Raw genomic sequence first — 20,398 nt, 5'->3', positions numbered from 1 at the left:
CAATCCCTGGGCAATAAATCACCCAGGGAATATAAACCTCGATTCGGGGAAGAATTCTTCCCCGAATCGAATGATATTAATGAAAATTTATTGAATTTAGCTGTGTCTTAAATTGGGTAAGGCTACACTTTCACACAAATACCCGAATGTATGCAGGCCTCGGGGTTCCAAACAATGGTCACCTCGCCGTTGGTATATTCCTTAATCCCAGTCATAGTACGTGTTTTTACTAAAGATACGAAAAATTCGGGACAATATTCTTGTTTTCACCTTAGCCATTTGTAAGTTTAGAATGCTTATTTTTGTTAAAAACCCAAAAAGAAAAATACCTTGTTCCATTATAAAACGGGTCTTGATTTTGCCTTAGAACAAGACCGAAACGACAAACTGAAAGCTTACCGAAATCAATTCCACATTCCGAAAAACCAGGACGGAAGCGATTGTATTTATATGACGGGCAATTCTTTGGGACTTCAGCCTAAAAACACTAAAGCCTATGTAAACCAAGAGCTTGACGATTGGGCCCAATTGGGTGTTGAAGGTCATTTTGAAGCTAAAAATCCTTGGTTGCCTTACCACGAATTTCTAACCAAAAGCATGGCAAATGTAGTGGGTGCCAAACCTATTGAAGTGGTGGTGATGAATACCCTTACCGCCAACCTCCATTTTATGATGGTATCGTTTTACCAACCTACCAAAACCCGTTATAAAATACTAATTGAAAGCGATGCGTTTCCTTCGGATAAATACGCAGTGGAATCACAATTACGCCATCACGGTTTTGACGATAAAGACGGACTGGTTCTATGGAAGCCCCGAAAAGGTGAAGAACTTTTGAATTATGAAGATTTACAAACCATTCTCCAGGAACAAGGTCAAGAAATCGCACTGATTATGATTGGCGGTGTTAACTATTACACCGGGCAATATTTCGATTTAAAACGCATTACCCAACTGGGGCACGAATATGGCTGCAAAGTAGGCTTTGACTGTGCCCATGGAGCCGGCAACGTTCAACTGAATTTGCATGATTCAGGTGCCGATTTTGCTGTTTGGTGCACTTACAAATATTTAAACTCGGGGCCAGGTAGTTTGGCGGGCTGTTTTGTACACGAACGGCATGCCCATAATAAAAACCTCAACCGGTTTACGGGCTGGTGGAGCCACAACAAAGCAACCCGTTTTAATATGCGTAACGAGTTTGACCAACTACCAGGTGCAGAAGGCTGGCAGCTCAGTAACCCGCCTATTTTATCGATGGCAGCTATTAAAGCTTCGCTGGATATGTTTAGCGAAGTAGGCATAGAACAGCTCACCGAAAAATCGAAAAAACTAACAGGCTATTTCGAGTTTTTATTAAAACAATTGGGCGAAGACACTATTAGAATCATAACCCCAGAAAATCCCAACGAACGCGGCTGCCAATTGTCCATCCAGGTTAAAAATGCCGACAAATCGTTGCACGACAAATTAACCCAAGCCGGTGTGATTAGTGATTGGCGCGAACCTGATGTGATTCGGTGCGCCCCCACGCCATTTTACAATTCGTTTGAGGATGTGTATCGTTTAGCTGAAAAGTTAAAGACCATTTTAAATGAATAATCAACAAAACATACTCATTATCGGTGCCGGCCTTTGCGGAAGTCTTTTAGCCCTACGTTTAGGTCAACGTGGCTACAACGTTTCGGTTTACGAGAAACGACCCGATTTACGAAAAGTAGATATTAGCTCTGGGCGCTCTATTAATTTGGCATTTTCAAATCGTGGTCAAAAAGCTATGAAATTGGTGGGTCTGGAAAAAAAAGTAAAAGCACTCTGCATACCAATGAACGGACGTATGATTCACGACACGCACGGCAACACTTTTCTTTCAAACTATAGCGGCAGAGAGCACGAATATATCAATTCTATTTCCCGTGGGGGGCTCAACACCCTGCTTTTGGATGAAGCCGAAAAACATGAAAACGTCAAGGTATTTTTCAATAGCAAATGTTTGTCGGTCGATTTTGAAAACACCACCGCCCTCTTTAAAGATTACACATCGAAAAAAGAGTTTGTGGAGGATGCCGATGTTATTATCGCCGCAGATGGTGCGGGTTCGGCACTTAGAAAGAGTTATTATTTAGGCAAAAAATTCCTGTTCAGTTTTTCACAGGATTGGCTATCGCACGGCTATAAAGAATTGGCTATTTTACCTAAAGAAAATGGCGATTACAAAACGTATAAAAATGCCCTCCATATTTGGCCTCGAGGCGATTTTATGCTCATTGCCTTACCCAATTTGGATGGCAGTTTTACCGTCACCCTATTTTTAAGTTACGATGAGGGCGAGTACAATTTCAACAACCTCAACACCGAAAACCGAGTTTTGGAATTTTTCCAAAAAGAATTTCCCGATGCCTTGTCCATTATGCCCAATCTTTTGGACGATTTTTTTACAAACCCTACATCGCCGCTCGGCACCATAAAATGTTCACCGTGGCATTACAAAGGAAACACCCTATTAATGGGCGACGCGGCCCACGCTATCGTACCCTTTTACGGCCAAGGCATGAACGCGTCGTTTGAGGATGTTACCGAATTCGATAAAGTTTTGGATCAAGGTTATAATGATTGGGAAACCATTTTTAAAACCTTTGAAAAGAACAGAAAAAGAGATACCGATGCCATTGCCGATTTGGCCATTGATAATTTCCACGAAATGAAAGACCACGTGGCCAACCCTATTTTTCAAGAAAAACGTAAGTTGGAAATGGCTCTGGAAAAAGAGTTCCCCGATGAATATGCCTCAAAATATTCCATGGTGACTTTCAATGAAAATATAGGCTACCGCGAAGCTATGATTACAGGTCGCGCACAAGACAAGGCAATTTTAAACCTATTAACGGACAAAAAAATTGATATTAGTGGCGACTTAAAATCAAACCTAGAAAAAATAAAAAAAGAAACCGAAGCCATTTTAGAAGACGATAGAATTGCTGGATTGAAATAACCCTATAAAACCCAAATAATGGACCTAAAAATAAACAACAAAAACGCCTTAGTTTGCGGCAGTACCCAAGGCATAGGAAAAGCTACAGCCATAGCACTGGCCAACGAGGGAGTTAACGTTACCCTAGTAGCCAGAAACAGAGAAAAATTAAAAGAAGTTCTCTCCGAATTGCCCCAACACAGAAACCACAGCTATATCGTGGCTGATTTTACAAATCCGAGAGAACTACAGGAGCAAGTGATTAAGTTTATTGAAAAAAACCATGGCTTTCATATTCTTGTCAATAATACGGGCGGCCACAGAAGCGGCGAAATTTTAACGGCCAGTTTAGATGAATTCGACAAAGCCTTTACCATGCATATTAAATGTAACCACGTATTGGCTCAAGCCACCGTTCCGTTTATGAAAGAACAAGGATTTGGCAGAATCGTGAATATTATTTCAACCTCGGTTAAAGAACCAATACCAGGGTTGGGCGTTAGCAACACCATTCGTGGTGCCGTGGGCAATTGGAGCAAAACCTTGGCTGACGAGCTTGGTGCCTTCGGCATAACCGTAAACAATGTATTGCCTGGTTTTACCGACACCGAAAGGCTTAGCGAAATTATTAAAATAAAAGCCAACAACGAAGGTAAAACCGAGGAAGAAATGACCGAAATAATGAAAAACTACACACCTGCGAAACGCTTTGCCCAACCAGAGGAAACCGCCAGTGCTGTTGCTTTTTTAGCTAGTGAAGCTGCTGCCTACATTAACGGCATTAACATTCCGGTTGATGGCGGCAGAACCAAATCGCTGTAACGCAACATTAACAACAAAGGCTTTATCTTTTATAGTTTTATACTTAATTTTATAAACATAAACACGCGTGAGGGATTGAAGCAAGCTACCATGTAGCGCGTAAAGCCCGACCCGATAGGGACACGCCCAAAAAAGCAATGAAATGAGCCAATTAACATCTCCTATAAATTTTAAAGCTTGGATTGAAGAAAACAGGCACCTTTTAAAACCACCGGTGGGTAATAAAGTGGTTTGGAAAGATGCCGATTTTATCGTGATGGTGGTTGGTGGGCCCAATAGCAGAAAGGATTACCATTACAATGAAACACCCGAATTTTTTTATCAGGTGGAAGGCGATATTATTTTGAAAATTATTGACAATGGCACCCCAAAAGACGTGCATATTAAAGAGGGCGATATTTATTTGCTACCGCCCAAAGTTCCGCACTCACCTCAGCGGGGCGCTAACACGGTTGGTCTGGTTATTGAATACAAGCGCCCCAAAGGCACCAAGGATGCCCTAGTTTGGTTTTGCGAAAACTGCACCACCAAACTTTATGAAGAAGATTTTACCTTGGAAAATATTGAAACCGATATGCCTAAAATTTTCGATAATTATTACAAGGACAAAAGCAAACGCAGTTGCCCCAATTGTGGAAAGGTGATGCAACCGCCAAAAAAGGTTCAACTAGAGGAATAATGCCTAATTAATTTTTCCACAAGGAAAAAACTGTAACTATGACGAATAACGCAAAAAACCCTTCCCCGTCGGGGAATTTAAATGGAGCTCGCAAACTCCGCATAAACGGTCATTCGCACTTGTTGCCCTATCCCGAGGAAATACCAGAGTACATGCGTGAAAAAGGTATTTTTTGGGTGGACAAAGACCGTAAGTTCATGTTACAAAAAGATTGGAGCCGCCCCGTAACCGATTCGAGTTTCTTTTTGCACGAAAAACTGGATTGGATGTCGCGTTACAACATCGACCATGCGGTGGTTTTAAACCTGTCTCAACTTTACGGTAACGGTTTGCGTGTAGAGGAAATGAAAAAAGCATTACGGTTTCAAAACGATTTTAATGCCCGTATACAGCACGACCACCCGAGTAAATTTACTTGCGGTTTTGTAGTGCACCCAGGTTTTGTGCGCAGTGCCTGTTGGGAAATTGAGCGCTGTGTTGAAGAGCATGGCATGCAGTTGTTATGTTTACCCACGCATTATATGGATACCATTGGCACTTGGCGCTGTATTTTTGATGAGGAAAACGAACCGATTTTTGAACTCGCAAACCACTACAACCTCGCTGTTGAAATCCATCCCTATGACGGTGAAAAGTTCATTAAACTAGAAAATACCGCATGGCGTTTCCATTTAATTTGGATGCTCGCCCAATGCGGTGATGCCTATCATTTTTTAACCTTAAACGGCTATCAGGAAAAATACCCCAATATGCGCACGTGTTTTGCCCATGGCGGTCAATTGGCACAAATCAATTTAGGGCGACGTATACAAGGTTTTGATGGCCGTCCTGATCTATTTGAAGGCAAACACCATCCCCGAAAAGCCGTTGGCCATAAAAATATTTTTTTCGACACCTTGGTACACGATACTGGAGGCTTGGAATTATTGATTAAAAACCACGGTGCCAAACAAGTGCTTATGGGTCTAGACGACCCTTATCCACTGGGAGAAATGGAAAGTACCAAACAATCCTCCTATCCCGGAAAAATTTTAGATTTGGCCAAAGAACGGAATATTATCACCCAAGCCGACCACGATGCCATGTGGGAGGATAATGTGATACAATGGCTGTGTGGAGAAGACCAAACGGCAAAAGAAAAGTTGTTAAATAGAATTTTAAGCTAATGCATTTTATACCAGAGGATATTGATAATTACGTTGAAACCCATTCTGAAAGCGAACCAGAATTACTGCAACAATTAAATCGAGAAACCTATCAAAAAATCTTGCAACCCCGTATGCTCAGTGGGCATTACCAAGGTCGGTTTTTAAGTTTGATTTCAAAATTAATCAACCCCAAAAACATTTTGGAAATTGGCACGTACACAGGCTATTCTGCACTGTGCTTGGCCGAGGGCATACAAAAAGACGGTATTTTAGATACGATTGACATTAACGAAGAGCTGTTCGATTTCCAAAGAAAATACTTTGATCAATCGGGCTACGGAAAACAAATTGTGCAGCATTTAGGCAATGCACTCGACATTATCCCAAAACTAGATAAAACCTACGATTTGGTATTTATTGATGCCGATAAAGAAAACTACTCTAACTATTTTGAAGTGATTATGGACAAACTAAATACCGGTGGGGTTATTTTATCGGACAATGTACTGTGGAGTGGCAAAGTTTTAAATACCACGTTTAAAAAAGATGACACCTCTACTCCGGCGCTTATTGAATACAATAAACTTTTAAAAGACGATCCTAGGGTAGAAACCGTTGTTTTACCCATTCGTGATGGGCTAACCATTAGCCGGAAGGTTTAGCTTAAACCGAATTAGACATAGTGTTGCTTGTTCCTTAAAAGGGTTTCGACTCCGCTCAACCTGACACTGCTTTTAACAAATATCAGTTATCTTTCATCAAAGAGTAATTTACAAACAACATGAGATGCTGAATCGATTCCGAAAGTTTTCGGGACAGCATGACCAAAAGTGAAGCTTAAACCCTTTAAGACGCTTTTATCAGTTTCAGATTACCGCGTCTGCTATTTTGAATGTGAGTACTGATGACTTGGAAAAACTCGTAATTATCGAATGGTTTTATAACCACGTCATTATAGCCAATGCTCGCATACATTTGTTTAATTTCCTCAAGATCGGCAGCGGTTAAAGCGATAATGGGTATGGTTTTGTTAAACTCCCGAATGGCTTCGGTAGCTTCATTTCCATTCATAATAGGCATGTTGATGTCCATTAAAACCAAATCGTATTTTTTTCGGCTAACTGCCTCAAAAGCCTCTTTTCCATTTTTAACAATGGTACATCCGTAGCCTTGCTTTTCCAGAAGGTTTTTGGTAACCACTTGGTTAATTTTATTGTCTTCGGCCACTAGAATTTCATACTTTTCTTTTGGCTTTTCAATTTTATTATCGAGCGCTTCTTTTTCTTCGATAGCTTTGCTCTTGTCAATATCAAAATCTACTTCAAAACTAAAAGTTGTTCCTACACCTTCTTTGCTCTTCAAATCAATTTTACTGTTGAACAAGGTGATTAGATTTTTAGTAATGGAAAGCCCAAGCCCCGTACCTTGATAATTCACGTTACTGTCTTTTAACTGTGAAAACGTTTCGAAAATGGCATCGAATTTATCCTTCGGAATACCTATTCCGTTATCTTCAATTTCAAATCGAAGTCCCACCTTTTCGTCGTCCAAACTCGTTAAACTCACCCTCAAATTAATAACACCATTACTGGTAAACTTTATACTGTTGCCTATTAAATTTATTAAAATTTGAGATAACCTAACGTTATCGCACATAATACGCTCTGGCACGTGCTCATCAACAAACACCTTGATTTTATTGTTGGTTTCGACCAATCTGTAATCGAACGAATTCGATATATCTTCGAGCATGCTTTTTAAATCGACCGACACGTTTTGAAGCTCTACTTTATTAGACTCCATTTTCCCTACTTGCAGAATATCGTTAATCAAGTTTAACAGATAATCTCCTGAATACTTTAAAGATTTCAAGTATTTACGATCGCGATTGTTCAGGTTGCTATTATCCAACAACAGCGAAGTTATGCCCACAACCCCGTAAAGCGGTGTGCGCAACTCGTGTGTAACATTCGAGATAAATTTGGTTTTTAACTCAGAGCTTTTCAAGGCTTCGTTTTTGGCCGCTTCCAGCTCGGTATTTTTAATTTTTAGGGTTTGCGTTAACTTTCTTTTAGACACATAACCTATGTAAATAATTATTAAAAAGATAAGCAACATTACCGTCGCAATCATGATGATTACGTTTATCTTTTTTACCTTATTGGTTATTTCGAGTTGCTGTAAACGCTCCATATTGGCCAAAGAAGCATTGTTTTTATATTCTTCTATTTGAAGTCTCGCTTTGGTGATTGCATCTTGTTGCTGCTCCTTTCGACTTAAAAACTTCTCTTTAATCTTGTTGTGATCTAATAAAGAGAGGTAAGCTTGTGTGCTATTACCCGATTTTGCCTGCGCTATAGACTGCTGCATGTATACGTTACTCAGCAGACCTAAATGGTCTTCATTGTTATCATCCAACAAACTAATGGCTTTATTAAAATTACTTTGCGCTTGATTGAACAACTCTTTTCGGGCATTGTACAAGCCGTTCACATAATTAAAATAAGCCTGCGAACTAGGATCTAAACTTTCAACCTCTAAATAGTCTTTTACATTTAAAAGTCCCATTAAAGCAAGGTTTAAGCTATTCCTATCGATATAAAGTTCGCACAGATTCAATCGAATGTTGAATACCAATCCATTTATTTTAGCTTTATCGGCCTGAACAAAATTATTTTCCTGTAAAGCAAAACCCAAAGCTTTTTCAAAATACGGAATCGCTGTATCGTACTCTTTTTTATCCTTGTATATTTTAGCCAAGTGATGGTACACTTCAGCCATAAGAACATTATCATTCAGTTCGTTGAGCGATTGTATGGCTAACAGATAACTTTCTTCGGCGGTTTGGTAGTTTTCAACCAAACTGTAAATATTACCAAGATTAAAACTGGCCACCGCATAACCGTAGTGGTCTTGAATAGAGTCTGACAAGGTCCTGGCTTTTACAAAGCCTTCATACGATTTTACCAGATTATTTTCATTGTAGTATTGAATGGCCGAGGCGTTGATATCATCAATATGTTTGATAATTTCACGTTCCTCTTTTCCGAAGGCCAAAATGGCGAAAGATAGAAAACAGATTAATAGGTTAGTTTTCATGTTGTTTGTTTGTAGAGTTTGGGACTCCTAAAATATTTTTTTAATACAAAAGCGGGACTATAATTTCGTTAAAATGCAAGAAGAAGTTGACTAATAGATGAAATGCACATCGACGAAAAGACCAACGGCTAAAACTTTCGTTTAACCGAACCAGTAAAATCCTCTAAATCATCTTTCACCTGATCTAGCTGTTTTTTCACATCTTTGGTTACGCTTGTATCGATACCGTTTTTTTCGGCCGTTTTGGTTATTTCGTGTTTTATATCATTAGTGGCATCCTTCAAGGTACGCATGCCTTTACCAAGGCCACGCGCTATTTCCGGGAGTTTATCGGCACCAAAAACCATAATGGCAATAAATAGTATAAAAGCTATTTCTGCACCACTAATAAATAAAAATGTAGCTTGCTGTATCACAATGCAAATATACTAAGTAGTTTTGTGAGAATAAAAAAAGTCGATTTAAAAAAATCGACTTTCAATGTTTACCCTTTGTTATTTTCTTTAAACCGATCAAATTCGGTTTCCTGCGCTTTTCTTGGCCAGTGGTTATTTGAAGTATCAATATCGGCCGTTTCTTCGTCCGGGTCTATTTCTATGCTTACAATTTCTTTATCGGAAGCGATGGCCTTGCTTACTTCGTTATCATTAAGCCTCCATATTTGTGCAGGGTAGGTCTCTTCCTTTGAAGTGCCATCACTGTAGTTATACTTAACTATAATTGGCATCACCAAACCACCCAGTTTTTCAAAAGTAACATTATAAAAGTATTTTGGCTCTTTTATACTTTTGCGTTCTTCTGGCGAAAAGTTGTCCATAAGATACTCTTGCAACGGCTTTGAATTCTCTAAAAGTGACTTCTTTTTCATGCTCGCTTTAAAATCTTCACTGTCTTCTTCAACCAAATACACTAAAGGTTTAAGTTGTTTTTTCTTAATTCCCCTTTCTTTCATAATATCTCTCATATAAGCATTGGGCTCATCTGAAACATAATATTTTTTTACGTCTTTAATCGCTATATCCACCCAATCGGTAGTGTAGAACCAACCTCTCCAAAACCAATCTAAATCGAAAGCTGAAGCGTCTTCCATGGTTCTGAAGAAATCTTCTGGTGTTGGGTGTTTAAATTTCCAACGGTTGGCGTATTCTTTAAACGCATAGTCGAACAGCTCGCGCCCCATAACGGTTTCTCTTAAAATATTTAATGCTGTAGCTGGTTTTCCGTAGGCATTATTTCCAAATTGATAGGTATTGAGCCCTTTGGTCATTATAGGTGCAATAAAATCTTGATTGCCGCCCATGTAAGGCACAATCATTTTTGCAGGCCCACGATCTGAAGGGAAATGTTTATCCTCGGGCGAAAGTGCCGCAGGATACTTTTCACCGAAATCCTGTTCTGCCACGTACTGCACAAAAGTATTTAAACCTTCGTCCATCCACGTCCATTGGCGCTCGTCGCTGTTCACAATCATTGGGAAAAAGTTATGTCCCACTTCGTGGATAATTACACCCATCATACCGTACTTAACACGATCGCTATACGTACCATCTTCTTTTGGTCGACCATAGTTCCAGCAAATCATTGGGTATTCCATACCTTGTTGTTTGGCGTGTACCGAAATGGCCTTATGGTAGGGATAATCGAAAGTCATTCTCGAATATGACTCCAAGGTGCTAGCTACTGCGCGGGTTGACCATTCTTCCCAAAGTGGATTACCTTCTTTTGGATACATAGAAACCGCCATAACATCTTTACCGCCAACTTTTACGGCCATCATATCCAAAATGAATTTTCTTGAAGTAGCAAAACCGAAATCCCTAACATTTTCGGCTTTTAATTTCCATGTTTTAGTTTCTTCAGAAAACCCTTTTTCCACCGCCTCGGCTTCAGATTGTGTTACAATTAAAATGGGCTTATCGAATGATTTTTTTGCTGCTTCATATCGATCCATCATCGTTTTGCTATACACTTCTTTTCTGTTGGTAAGCACACCAGTACCATCTAAAATATGATCGGCAGGAACGGTAATATTTACTTCATAATCACCAAATGGCAAGGCAAACTCATCGCGCCCCCAAAACTGGCTATTTTGCCACCCCTCAACATCGTTGTAAACCGCCATTCTTGGAAAAAACTGCGCAATAACATAAGCTCTGTTTCTGTCTTTTTCGAAATACTCATAGCCCGAACGGCCACCCTCAACAACGTGGTCGTTGATATTATACCACCATTTTATTGTGAACGAAAATTTATCCCCAGTTTTCATTGGCTTTGGCAATTCCACACGCATCATGGTTCTATTTATCATGTGCTGTAGCGGATTTCCACTTTCATCCTTAACTTCCAAAATATTGAAACCACGTTCTAATGGCTGTTGCATATACTCTTTTGCAAATGCATTTGGAAGCATAACCGGTGCTACACCGCTTGTTTCTATTAAAGGAGACTTAGAATCTTTTGCTCTTTTGTTCTGATCTAATTGCACCCATAAATATTTTAATTCATCGGGCGAATTATTGGTATAAGTAATGGTTTCAAACCCGGAAAGCTTAGCATTTTTATCGTCCAAAACAATATCCATTTCATAGTCTGCCTGTTGTTGATAATAGGCTGGCCCAGGCGCACCAGAAGCCGATCTAAACATATTGGGTGTAGAAAACTCGTCATACAACTGTTTAAATTTATTGGTGTTGGTATGCCCTTTTTTAGCTGCCGATTGCTCTTGCGCCTGTATTGCAAAAGACATTAATAGAATTGACAGACAGAAATAGGAAAACTTTTTCATATGTGAAATTTTATTGTTTTTAATGATGGCAAGAACCTTAAAGACAGAAACAATAACGCCCTTTAAGGGGTGTTTTTAAAACTATTTTCAATCTAATCAGGTTCATTTAAAGTGTAAAGCGTTATGAAAAAAAAGCTGATTTAAGCAATTTCAATTAAAATATTCTTACAAAAAGTACCTAAAATTAAAAAAATATTCAAACAAGAAAATTGTTTTTAATTAAATTTTAACACTGCGGTGTCCTTTTGTGGAATAAGAATAACACTTTTTTGATTGGAGTTTATTTTTGTTTTTACAATATTTTGCTGTTCTTCAATTAAATCGAACAATAATTTATTGGTAACCTCAAACGAATCGATACGCTCTACCCCTTCAATTTCCAGGTAACATTTTATAATAGCGACATCACTTTCTTTCCCGATGTATGTAAAATTGGCTTTTGTTCCGTTTATTTTAATGGTCAGTTTGTCATTTATGTAGCGCTCAATATATTCATCTATCTTTTCTGCTTCTTGGTGGTCACCAAAAGTAATATTATCATTATAGCGTGAGCGCAGGGCATTCTCAAAGTCGTCAACAAACAACCTTGAAATAATTTGGACCGATTTTTTATTGGTCAAGTATTCAATCTGCGTTAGGCTGATATAATATTTGTGCACTGCCGAAAAAGAAAAAAAGGACAGCGCACACGCTAGTAGTAGTATTTTTACAGGTTTCATTCTTAAATATTTATGCTAATGTAACGTTTTCAAAAAGTATTCCAAACAGCATTTATTTTTTGTTTGTGCTTAGGTTTTCTTTGTACTGCCTATACTTTTTCCTTAGAAAAATAAGTATTTCGAAATCGGTTTTGTTTTTACAGTACTTAATAAAATGTTCATCGTCGGCACAAAAATAGAAGAAGTCCATTTTTAAATCATCATCCAAAGGATTGGAAAGAAAGAAATCTTTAGCCAATCTGGATTTTACACGCTGCATTAAAGCTTCCCGTTCTTCAAGTTCCACCCTATTTTTAAGCATTTTGGTACGGCCCGAAATGGTATTAATAAGTGGATCCAAAGGCATTGACCCTCCAAGCAACCCTAACAACATGATTGGTTTAAACTCTCCTGCTTGAGCCAAACGCCGTTCGCTTTGGGTAGCCGGCTTTCCGGTATAACCTGGAATACCTACGTCGAAAAAATTAATGGGTCGGTTGCCGTCGATATTTTCAATATCAGACATTAAATTGCCAGTTAACACTTTACCAACAACCACCTCGTCCAGTTTGTTAATTTGTTCTTCCAAAAACACGAACATCACTTTTTCTTTTATGATATTGCCCGAAACAACCACCTCTTTAGGTTGGTGCTGAATGGACGAAAACGCAAGCGTATCATTCAATTTGGCCAAAATATTAAAGCGGCCGTTTTTATCGGTAATAGTAAAAAGCTGTTGGGTTTTGTTTATAACGTGAATATTTTCAACATCGGTGGCGCCAGATACCCTGCCAGACAACTCGATGGACTGGCCATACAAAGCAAACGGCAGCACATTAAAAAGCAAAAAAACAGATAGGCGTTTCAAACGAAGTTAATTAAACCGTAAAGAACGCTTTTGAAATCTTAAAAAAATACAAATCCGCTTTAATCTTTTGTTAAAGATACCTTCCAAATTTAGCTTTTCAATTTTAAAAATGCTTTGCTTTTTTGGTTCAATAGCTCTAAAAACTCCATTTCACGACCGTAATTGAGCAGTGAAAAATCGAAATCATCGGCTTGCACGTACTGGATAAAATCCTCTACGCGATGTTCTGGAATATTAAAATTATCGACCAAAAATTCGGCTCCGAAATAGTATTTTATCGATTCAATAGGTACTTCTGGCACCTTAACTTTTTTCTTTTCCGATACTTTGGAACGAAACAACGGCAACAACAACTGATCTACCACGTTAACCACATTCAACCCATTTACCACCGCAATGCCCTCGGTATTCATGGCCACATTCTCGGCTTCTGTTTTATAATCTTTATCAAACTCAAATTCACCGCTATTTTTTACACCAAAATACAAGGCGTCCAATTTGGGCTTAAAAGGTTTTGAACGCTCCATATCGGTATCCAAATTGCCCGTTAACCCTTGGGTAACCACCACAACCTCCTCCAATTTATTGATTTCTTCAATCAAGAACAGTTTCATTTTTCTCGATTCCAAAATATCTTCATTAATTTTAAAACTGATGTTTTGATATTGCAGGGCACTCACTTCAATAACATCGTTTAGAGCCACTTTTATGGTAAACTCGCCATTTTTATCGGTCACAGTTCCCATGTTCGACGAAGCATTAAAAACAGTAATACCTGTTAAATCGCTGTCTTCAACAATAATTTTTCCGGAAACAGAAACCCGAATAATATTTTGCGAAACCGCAGACACTGAAATTAAAATTGCCAAAAAGAAGATGATTCTGTTCATGTTTTTTATTTTTGAAAATACCATTTTATTTTCATTTTGTAAAGAATAAGACTTCAAAATATGAACAAAACTTAAATTTTAACTAGTTTTAGCCCTTTTATTAGGACTCACAAAAAACAAGACTACACACAGCCCAAAATTAATTTTGAAAATTTAACCCATGAAAAACATTATCATCGCAAGCACCTCAACTGTTCACGGCAGCGGCTATTTGGAATATATTTTAAGCGAACTGGAAACGTTTTTTAAAAATGCCAATAACATCCTTTTTATCCCGCATGCCAGGCCGGGCGGCATTTCGCACGATGATTACACCAAAATTGCAAAAGATGGGTTTTCAAAAATCAATAAAACCATTAGGGGCATCCATGAATTCAGCAATCCCGTTGAAGCCGTTAAAAACGCAAAAGCTATTTTTGCGGGCGGCGGAAACACCTTCGTTTTAACCCAGCAACTTTATAAAAATGAACTGATAGCCCCGTTGAAAGAGGCTGTAAATAGCGGAACGCCCTATTTGGGCACCAGTGCGGGCAGTAACATTTGCGGACTCACCATAAAAACCACCAACGACATGCCCATTGTGTACCCACCAAGTTTTAACGCTTTAGGATTAGTGCCTTTTAACATCAACCCCCATTATTTAGATCCCGATACTTCCAGCACACACATGGGCGAAACCCGAGAAATGCGAATTAAGGAATTCCACGTCTACAACACACCACCCGTTATAGGCTTGCGCGAAGGGAGTTGGCTGCAAGTAAGAGGAAACAACATTGTTTTGAAAGGAAATCTGAAAGCCCGAATTTTTGAATACAACAAACCTGCGTACGAAGTCGATGCCGAAACCGATTTGAGTGATTTAAAATAGAATACATAAAAAAAGTCCCATCGTTTGGATGAGACTTCTTCGAGCGGGAGACCGGGTTCACTTCGGCTGCGCTAAGCATAAACTTCTCACCCCTACATCTTCATACTTTTACAAAATCCAACCAATAAAAAAGCTCCACCGTTTTCAGTGAAGCTTCTTTGAGCGGGAGACCGGGTTCGAACCGGCGACATTCAGCTTGGAAGGCTGACGCTCTACCAACTGAGCTACTCCCGCAATAATCGGATGCAAATATATACAAACTCTTAATTATCTTGCAAGAAAAAAACGTAACTTTTTTTCGCAAAATACTAATTCGATGAATTTCAACATCAAACAAATCCCTTCCGAAGAAACCCATAGCGTACGGCACCCAATTTTAAGAGCCGGCCACCCCATTGAAAGCTGTGTTTTTGATGGTGATAATTTGGAAACCACTTTTCATATCGGCATTTTTTCAGAATCAAAATTATTGGGCGTATGTTCTTTCTTTAAAAACAACAGTTCTTCTTTTTCCGAAAAAAAACAATACCAACTGCGCGGTATGGCTATTGTAGAATCCCACCAAAAACAAGGCTTAGGGCAATTACTAATAAAACATGGCGAAAACATTCTAAAAACCAAACATGCCAAGTTGGTTTGGTGCAACGCCCGCGAAACCGCCACACCATTCTATACTAAAAACGGATATAAAATTACCGGTGACCCCTACAACATAAAAACCGTGGGCATACATTACTTAATGTATAAACCCCTATAGGTTTTTAATTCTTTTATAATTTAAAATTTTGTAGTTTTATTAACTACATTATTTCATTGAGACATGAGAGGAGGAAATTTAAAATACAGACTTTTAATTGGCGCGGCCATTGCCCTGTTTTTTATTTTTAAACGCTGCAGCCAGCAAGAAGTAAACCCATACACTGGCCGTACCCAAACCATATCGATGTCTCCCGAAAATGAAATCGCCATTGGTTTGCAAAGCGCACCACAAATGGCTGAACAACACGGTGGTTTGCATCCTAACAACCAGTACCAAGCCTTAGTTGACAATGTCGGCGAAAAATTGGTAAACAATAGTATAGCCAGAGAAACACCATATCGGTACGAATTCCATTTACTCAACGACCCCAACACGATTAATGCGTTTGCCCTTCCTGGCGGACAAATATTTATCACCTATGCCCTATTTTCTCAATTGGAAAACGAAGACCAACTGGCTGGCGTTTTAGGTCATGAAATCGGGCATGTTTTGGGTCGCCACAGTGCCGAGCGTATTGCCGAAAGCGAATATTGGCAAGGACTCACCACTGCAGGTGCCGTTGGCGCCGATATGGGCGGATTAGTTGGTAGTATTGGCCAGAACACCTTATTGACTAACGGACGGGATGATGAATTGGAAAGTGACGACCTTGGCGTTAAATTTATGATAAAAGCTGGCTACAATCCACAGGAAATGATTGGCGTTATGAAAATTTTAAAAGCCGCCGCAGGACCAAACCGTGTTCCCGAATTCCAAAGTACCCACCCCGACCCCGATAACCGTATAGAAAAAATACAGAACGCTATCGAAAAATACAGAAATGAATAAACTAAAAAAAGCCCTTACAAACAGGGCTTTTTAGAGTGACTAACTCAAAATAACTCTTAAATTATTTTTTCTTTTTGGCTTTAGCTTCAGCCAAAGTCTCTTTAATAATATTTGCTGCATCGATGGCTCCGTGCAATTCGGCATATTTTAAGGCTGTCATTTTCTTGTCAGATTTTGCCTTTAAATCAGCTCCGTGGGTAATTAAAAGTTTTAAAATTTCAGTGCGGTTAAATTTGGCCGCATACATTGCGGGGGTCATCCCGTTCGATTTGGCATTAACATCGGCACCTCGGGCAATCAGTTTTTGCACGGTTTCTAAATCTCCTTTAGCTATGGAAACACAAAAAGAATTCACCTTAAAATAGGCTTCAACTTCATAAGTTTTTTCAAAATGGTTGGGGGTTGCATTTGCAAATGCCACAGATAGGCACAGCGCAACGGCTGGAATAATGACTGTTTTTTTCATGATGAAAGATTTTAATTTGATGAATTGATTTACGTTTTTTGATATATTAAAGAGACGATTTTATTTCCTAACTGTTACACAAAAAATATTTTTTAACGTTTAATTAATATAAAATTAACGGAAAGCCCTCTTTTTGAAAAAAACGCAAAACCCTTTAAAAACCAAAGCTTTTAAAAGCATTTTACGCACTCTTTTATCAAACTTCATTATCTTAGCGGCATCTTAAAATTTTAACAAAAAAATGAACAAAAAAGTTATCTTAATGATTCTTGACGGTTGGGGAAACTCGCCAGACCCGAAAGTTTCTGCTATAGACCACGCCAATACTCCATTTATCGATTCACTTTATAAAAAATACCCGTTCGCCACATTACGTACCGATGGCGAACACGTTGGGTTGCCTAAAGGCCAAATGGGAAATAGTGAAGTGGGCCACATGAATTTGGGCGCTGGGCGAATCGTTTATCAAGATTTGGCAAAAATCAATTTAGCCATTGAAAAAGATACTTTAAAAGACGAAAAAGAGTTGATTGATGCTCTAAAATATGCTTCAGAAAACAATAAAAACGTTCATTTTTTGGGGCTTTTAAGTGATGGCGGCGTACACGCACACACCAGTCATTTAAAAGGTTTTATTGATGCGGCTAACAAAGCAGGCGTTAATTCATACGTACATGCCTTTACCGATGGGCGCGACGTAGATCCTAAATCGGGCAAAGGTTACGTTGCTGATTTGGAAAATTATATTGCGGGCACCAATGCCAAGCTCGCCACTGTTACAGGCCGTTATTACGCTATGGACAGAGATAAACGATGGGAACGTGTAAAGCTGGCCTACGATGCCGTGGTTAACGGTGAAGGCACAAAAACACAAAATACTACCGCATCCATTCAAGAAAACTATGATAACGACATCACCGACGAGTTTATCAAACCTCTAATTTTAACCGATGGCAATAACGAACCCATCGCAAAAATCAAGGAAGATGATGTGGTGATATTCTATAATTTTAGAACCGATCGTGGTCGTGAGCTAACCGAAATGCTCAACCAAAAAGATTTCCCAGATTACGACACCAAAAAATTGAACCTTTACTACGTTACCATAACCAATTACAGTGACGACTTTAAGGGTATAAAAGTAATTTTCAATAAAGACAACATCACCGAAACCATTGGTGAAGTGCTTTCAAAAGCGGGGAAAAAGCAAATTCGTATTGCAGAAACCGAAAAGTATCCGCATGTTACGTTTTTCTTTTCTGGCGGACAAGAAACACCATTTGAGGGCGAATCTCGTATTCTAAAAAATTCACCTAAAGTGGCCACTTACGATTTACAACCTGAAATGAGCGCCTACGAACTCCGCGACGCCCTAGTTCCTGAACTTGAAAAGGGAGAAGTCGACTTTGTATGCCTAAACTTCGCAAACGGCGACATGGTAGGCCATACCGGAGTTATGGAGGCTGCCATTAAAGCTTGCGAAGCGGTTGATGCCTGCGCAAAAGACATCATTACCACCGGACTGGAAAATGGATATACCACGCTGCTTATTGCAGACCACGGTAATTGTGAAACCATGGTTAATCCAGATGGTTCGCCGCACACCGCACATACCACTAATCCCGTTCCTGTAATCTTAATCGATAACGAACTTAAGAAAATAAAAGATGGTATTTTAGGCGATGTGGCACCAACCATATTAAAACTTATGGATGTTGAGCAACCAGCTGCCATGACCCAACATCCATTGGTGTAAACATAAAAGGTGTAACTTTGCAAAAATTTAATGCCTTAAATTGAAATGAATTTTAGCGACACCCTTATTATTGCGGTCGATTTTGATGGTACCATCGTTAAAGATGCGTATCCTAAAATAGGAAAGCCGATGCTATTTGCTTTTGAAACCTTAAAAAAGCTTCAAGAGGATGGGCATCGGCTTATCTTATGGACCTACAGATGTGGTGAACGATTGGATGAAGCCGTTCAATTTTGCAAAGAAAATGGCATTGAGTTTTATGCCGTAAACAAAAGTTTTCCCGAAGAAGAATATACCAACGATATCAGTAGAAAGATAAACGCCGATTTATTTATCGACGACCGAAATATTGGTGGTTTTCCCGGTTGGGGTGAAGTGTACCACATGCTTACCGATGGTTCGGCTCAACCTTTAAAAGAAAAAAAGAAAGGGTTTTTCGGGCTATTCGGCTAAAATTCAGATTAAATAATATCAAAAGAATGCATTTAACTTTTTGAGTATCTTTGCATTCCTATAATTTATACTTATGATTATTGTAAAAACAAGAGAAGAAATTGAATTGATGCGCGAAAGCGCCTTAATCGTATCAAAAACCTTGGGCGAATTGGCCAAAGAAATTAAGCCCGGGGTAACCACTCTTGAACTCGATAAAATTGCTGAAACCTGTATACGCGACCATGGTGCCATTCCAGGTTTTTTGGGACTGTACGACTTTCCGAACACACTCTGTATGAGTCCGAATTCGCAAGTGGTACATGGTATCCCCAACAACGACCCTTTGATTGAGGGCGATATTATTTCCATTGATTGTGGGGCTTTAAAAAATGGTTTTTATGGCGACCACGCCTATACTTTTCCCGTAGGAGAAATTGCTCCCGAAACCGAAAAATTGCTTCAGGTTACAAAAGAATCCCTTTATGTTGGTATTCGTGAATTTAAAGCCAATAACCGCGTTGGCGACGTAGGCTATGCCATTCAAAAATATTGTGAAGACCATGGTTACGGTGTGGTTCGCGAATTGGTTGGGCACGGCTTAGGAAGTAAAATGCACGAAGACCCCGAAATGCCCAACTATGGCAAACGCGGACGTGGCAAAAAGTTTGTTGAGGGTATGGTTGTAGCCATTGAACCCATGATTAATATGGGCACACAGCGCATAAAACAACATACCGACGGTTGGACCATTACCACACGCGATGGCAAACCATCTGCGCATTTCGAGCACGATGTAGCCCTTGTTGACGGCAAACCAGAATTGCTATCAACCTTTGCTTATATTTACGAGGCCTTGGGCATTGAAAGCAATGAGGAAGATGAGTTTCGGCAAAACGCTTTAGTACTTTAATATAGACACGAATTCCACTAATTTCCACAAATCACTTAGCTACAAAACCGATTTCCAATATACATATGACTTCATTAATTTACAAAGAGGAAGCCTATAAAATAATTGGGATTTGTATGGAGATTCACAATCAACTAGGGAAGGGATTTAACGAAGTGGTTTATGCTGATGCTCTGGAGATTGAATTTATAGATAATAACATTAACTATTCAAGAGAGAAAAAATTCGATATTAATTATAAAGGTAATTTGCTTCCTCATAAATACATAGCAGATTTTACTGTAAACGATAAAATCGTTTTGGAATTAAAAGCTATTGAATGTCAAAGTTGAAACTCGGGCTCCTGATAAACTTTGGAGAAGAAAGCCTAAAATATAAACGAATTGTTCTTTAGAATGATTGGTGCTAATTTGTG

At 39.0% G+C, this 20,398-nt stretch carries 21 protein-coding genes and 1 tRNA gene; 13 read left to right on the top strand and 9 right to left on the bottom strand.

Annotated elements, in window-relative coordinates:
- Positions 1 to 122: 122 nt before the first annotated feature.
- Positions 123 to 215, bottom strand: coding sequence for a (4Fe-4S)-binding protein (locus tag HC176_RS03475; protein WP_167916800.1), 93 nt, complete (start codon positions 213 to 215; stop codon positions 123 to 125).
- 115 nt (positions 216 to 330) lie between these two features.
- On the opposite strand from HC176_RS03475, the gene kynU reads away from it, so the two are divergent.
- The 6 genes from kynU to HC176_RS03445 all read left to right on the top strand — a co-directional run bounded on the left by kynU (position 331) and on the right by HC176_RS03445 (position 6,282).
- Complete coding sequence (gene kynU, locus HC176_RS03470) at positions 331 to 1,602, top strand: kynureninase (protein WP_167916799.1); 1,272 nt, start codon at positions 331 to 333, stop codon at positions 1,600 to 1,602.
- A complete protein-coding gene (locus tag HC176_RS03465; RefSeq protein ID WP_167916798.1) occupies positions 1,595 to 2,992 on the top strand; it encodes an FAD-dependent oxidoreductase in 1,398 nt (465 codons plus the stop codon). Before kynU ends, HC176_RS03465 begins: the two co-directional genes overlap by 8 nt.
- Positions 2,993 to 3,010: 18 nt before the next feature.
- Positions 3,011 to 3,793 carry an SDR family oxidoreductase gene (locus tag HC176_RS03460; protein ID WP_167916797.1) on the top strand — a complete coding sequence of 261 codons (783 nt, stop codon included), beginning with the start codon at positions 3,011 to 3,013 and terminating at the stop codon, positions 3,791 to 3,793.
- 142 nt (positions 3,794 to 3,935) lie between these two features.
- Positions 3,936 to 4,472 (top strand): 3-hydroxyanthranilate 3,4-dioxygenase, encoded by a 537-nt coding sequence (locus HC176_RS03455; protein WP_167916796.1) that lies wholly within the window; start codon positions 3,936 to 3,938, stop codon positions 4,470 to 4,472.
- Between the two features lie 38 nt (positions 4,473 to 4,510).
- Positions 4,511 to 5,638, top strand: coding sequence for an amidohydrolase family protein (locus HC176_RS03450; RefSeq protein ID WP_167916795.1), 1,128 nt, complete (start codon positions 4,511 to 4,513; stop codon positions 5,636 to 5,638).
- Positions 5,638 to 6,282 (top strand): O-methyltransferase, encoded by a 645-nt coding sequence (locus HC176_RS03445; protein ID WP_167916794.1) that lies wholly within the window; start codon positions 5,638 to 5,640, stop codon positions 6,280 to 6,282. Before HC176_RS03450 ends, HC176_RS03445 begins: the two co-directional genes overlap by 1 nt.
- Before the next feature lie 184 nt (positions 6,283 to 6,466).
- Here the strand turns inward: HC176_RS03445 and HC176_RS03440 are convergent, their stop codons facing one another.
- From HC176_RS03440 to HC176_RS03415, 6 genes are all read right to left on the bottom strand, one after another.
- The gene (locus HC176_RS03440; RefSeq protein ID WP_167916793.1) at positions 6,467 to 8,719 is read right to left on the bottom strand and encodes an ATP-binding protein; all 2,253 of its coding nucleotides are present in this window, start codon (positions 8,717 to 8,719) and stop codon (positions 6,467 to 6,469) included.
- Between the two features lie 128 nt (positions 8,720 to 8,847).
- Positions 8,848 to 9,135, bottom strand: coding sequence for a twin-arginine translocase TatA/TatE family subunit (locus HC176_RS03435; protein WP_167916792.1), 288 nt, complete (start codon positions 9,133 to 9,135; stop codon positions 8,848 to 8,850).
- A 68-nt stretch (positions 9,136 to 9,203) separates the two neighbouring features.
- Complete coding sequence (locus tag HC176_RS03430; RefSeq protein WP_167916791.1) at positions 9,204 to 11,504, bottom strand: M1 family metallopeptidase; 2,301 nt, start codon at positions 11,502 to 11,504, stop codon at positions 9,204 to 9,206.
- Positions 11,505 to 11,719: 215 nt separating this feature from the next.
- Positions 11,720 to 12,223, bottom strand: a complete 504-nt coding sequence (locus tag HC176_RS03425; RefSeq protein ID WP_167916790.1) for a DUF6702 family protein — start codon at positions 12,221 to 12,223, stop codon at positions 11,720 to 11,722.
- 52 nt (positions 12,224 to 12,275) lie between these two features.
- Positions 12,276 to 13,070, bottom strand: coding sequence for a carboxypeptidase-like regulatory domain-containing protein (locus tag HC176_RS03420; RefSeq protein WP_167916789.1), 795 nt, complete (start codon positions 13,068 to 13,070; stop codon positions 12,276 to 12,278).
- A gap of 89 nt (positions 13,071 to 13,159) precedes the next feature.
- On the bottom strand, positions 13,160 to 13,960 hold the full coding sequence (locus HC176_RS03415; protein WP_167916788.1) for a carboxypeptidase-like regulatory domain-containing protein: 801 nt from the start codon (positions 13,958 to 13,960) through the stop codon (positions 13,160 to 13,162).
- Positions 13,961 to 14,120: 160 nt separating this feature from the next.
- Between HC176_RS03415 and pepE the strand changes: the two genes are divergently transcribed.
- Entirely contained in the window at positions 14,121 to 14,828 is a 708-nt protein-coding gene (pepE, locus tag HC176_RS03410) for a dipeptidase PepE (protein WP_167916787.1), read from the top strand.
- Between the two features lie 161 nt (positions 14,829 to 14,989).
- Here pepE and HC176_RS03405 read toward each other — a convergent pair.
- Positions 14,990 to 15,062: transfer RNA gene (locus HC176_RS03405), tRNA-Gly, on the bottom strand.
- A gap of 82 nt (positions 15,063 to 15,144) precedes the next feature.
- On the opposite strand from HC176_RS03405, the gene HC176_RS03400 reads away from it, so the two are divergent.
- Both HC176_RS03400 and HC176_RS03395 read left to right on the top strand, forming a co-directional pair.
- Positions 15,145 to 15,585 carry a GNAT family N-acetyltransferase gene (locus tag HC176_RS03400; protein WP_167916786.1) on the top strand — a complete coding sequence of 147 codons (441 nt, stop codon included), beginning with the start codon at positions 15,145 to 15,147 and terminating at the stop codon, positions 15,583 to 15,585.
- A 63-nt stretch (positions 15,586 to 15,648) separates the two neighbouring features.
- Positions 15,649 to 16,416, top strand: coding sequence for a M48 family metalloprotease (locus HC176_RS03395; protein WP_167916785.1), 768 nt, complete (start codon positions 15,649 to 15,651; stop codon positions 16,414 to 16,416).
- A 61-nt stretch (positions 16,417 to 16,477) separates the two neighbouring features.
- Here HC176_RS03395 and HC176_RS03390 read toward each other — a convergent pair whose 3' ends face one another.
- The gene (locus HC176_RS03390) at positions 16,478 to 16,882 is read right to left on the bottom strand and encodes an ankyrin repeat domain-containing protein (protein ID WP_167916784.1); all 405 of its coding nucleotides are present in this window, start codon (positions 16,880 to 16,882) and stop codon (positions 16,478 to 16,480) included.
- A gap of 241 nt (positions 16,883 to 17,123) precedes the next feature.
- On the opposite strand from HC176_RS03390, the gene gpmI reads away from it, so the two are divergent.
- From gpmI to HC176_RS03370, 4 genes are all read left to right on the top strand, one after another.
- Complete coding sequence (gene gpmI / locus HC176_RS03385; protein WP_167916783.1) at positions 17,124 to 18,638, top strand: 2,3-bisphosphoglycerate-independent phosphoglycerate mutase; 1,515 nt, start codon at positions 17,124 to 17,126, stop codon at positions 18,636 to 18,638.
- 45 nt (positions 18,639 to 18,683) lie between these two features.
- On the top strand, positions 18,684 to 19,091 hold the full coding sequence (locus HC176_RS03380) for a BT0820 family HAD-type phosphatase (RefSeq protein ID WP_167916782.1): 408 nt from the start codon (positions 18,684 to 18,686) through the stop codon (positions 19,089 to 19,091).
- 73 nt (positions 19,092 to 19,164) lie between these two features.
- A complete protein-coding gene (gene map / locus HC176_RS03375) occupies positions 19,165 to 19,983 on the top strand; it encodes a type I methionyl aminopeptidase (RefSeq protein WP_167916781.1) in 819 nt (272 codons plus the stop codon).
- Positions 19,984 to 20,048: 65 nt separating this feature from the next.
- Positions 20,049 to 20,315 (top strand): GxxExxY protein, encoded by a 267-nt coding sequence (locus HC176_RS03370; RefSeq protein ID WP_342448661.1) that lies wholly within the window; start codon positions 20,049 to 20,051, stop codon positions 20,313 to 20,315.
- The last annotated feature ends 83 nt before the right edge of the window (positions 20,316 to 20,398 follow it).

The sequence above is a fragment of the Tamlana crocina genome (assembly GCF_012037625.1).
This window is presented reverse-complemented; position numbering and strand designations above follow the sequence as displayed.

Bases quoted from the DNA above. Each gene is read 5' to 3' on its own strand.
- HC176_RS03475 (WP_167916800.1), bottom strand. From the start codon at position 215: ATGACTGGGATTAAGGAATATACCAACGGCGAGGTGACCATTGTTTGG.
- HC176_RS03465 (WP_167916798.1), top strand. From the start codon at position 1,595: ATGAATAATCAACAAAACATACTCATTATCGGTGCCGGCCTTTGCGGA.
- HC176_RS03460 (WP_167916797.1), top strand. From the start codon at position 3,011: ATGGACCTAAAAATAAACAACAAAAACGCCTTAGTTTGCGGCAGTACC.
- HC176_RS03455 (WP_167916796.1), top strand. From the start codon at position 3,936: ATGAGCCAATTAACATCTCCTATAAATTTTAAAGCTTGGATTGAAGAA.
- HC176_RS03450 (WP_167916795.1), top strand. From the start codon at position 4,511: ATGACGAATAACGCAAAAAACCCTTCCCCGTCGGGGAATTTAAATGGA.
- HC176_RS03445 (WP_167916794.1), top strand. From the start codon at position 5,638: ATGCATTTTATACCAGAGGATATTGATAATTACGTTGAAACCCATTCT.
- HC176_RS03440 (WP_167916793.1), bottom strand. From the start codon at position 8,719: ATGAAAACTAACCTATTAATCTGTTTTCTATCTTTCGCCATTTTGGCC.
- HC176_RS03430 (WP_167916791.1), bottom strand. From the start codon at position 11,504: ATGAAAAAGTTTTCCTATTTCTGTCTGTCAATTCTATTAATGTCTTTT.
- HC176_RS03425 (WP_167916790.1), bottom strand. From the start codon at position 12,223: ATGAAACCTGTAAAAATACTACTACTAGCGTGTGCGCTGTCCTTTTTT.
- HC176_RS03415 (WP_167916788.1), bottom strand. From the start codon at position 13,960: ATGAACAGAATCATCTTCTTTTTGGCAATTTTAATTTCAGTGTCTGCG.
- pepE (WP_167916787.1), top strand. From the start codon at position 14,121: ATGAAAAACATTATCATCGCAAGCACCTCAACTGTTCACGGCAGCGGC.
- HC176_RS03400 (WP_167916786.1), top strand. From the start codon at position 15,145: ATGAATTTCAACATCAAACAAATCCCTTCCGAAGAAACCCATAGCGTA.
- HC176_RS03395 (WP_167916785.1), top strand. From the start codon at position 15,649: ATGAGAGGAGGAAATTTAAAATACAGACTTTTAATTGGCGCGGCCATT.
- HC176_RS03390 (WP_167916784.1), bottom strand. From the start codon at position 16,882: ATGAAAAAAACAGTCATTATTCCAGCCGTTGCGCTGTGCCTATCTGTG.
- gpmI (WP_167916783.1), top strand. From the start codon at position 17,124: ATGAACAAAAAAGTTATCTTAATGATTCTTGACGGTTGGGGAAACTCG.
- HC176_RS03380 (WP_167916782.1), top strand. From the start codon at position 18,684: ATGAATTTTAGCGACACCCTTATTATTGCGGTCGATTTTGATGGTACC.
- map (WP_167916781.1), top strand. From the start codon at position 19,165: ATGATTATTGTAAAAACAAGAGAAGAAATTGAATTGATGCGCGAAAGC.
- HC176_RS03370 (WP_342448661.1), top strand. From the start codon at position 20,049: ATGACTTCATTAATTTACAAAGAGGAAGCCTATAAAATAATTGGGATT.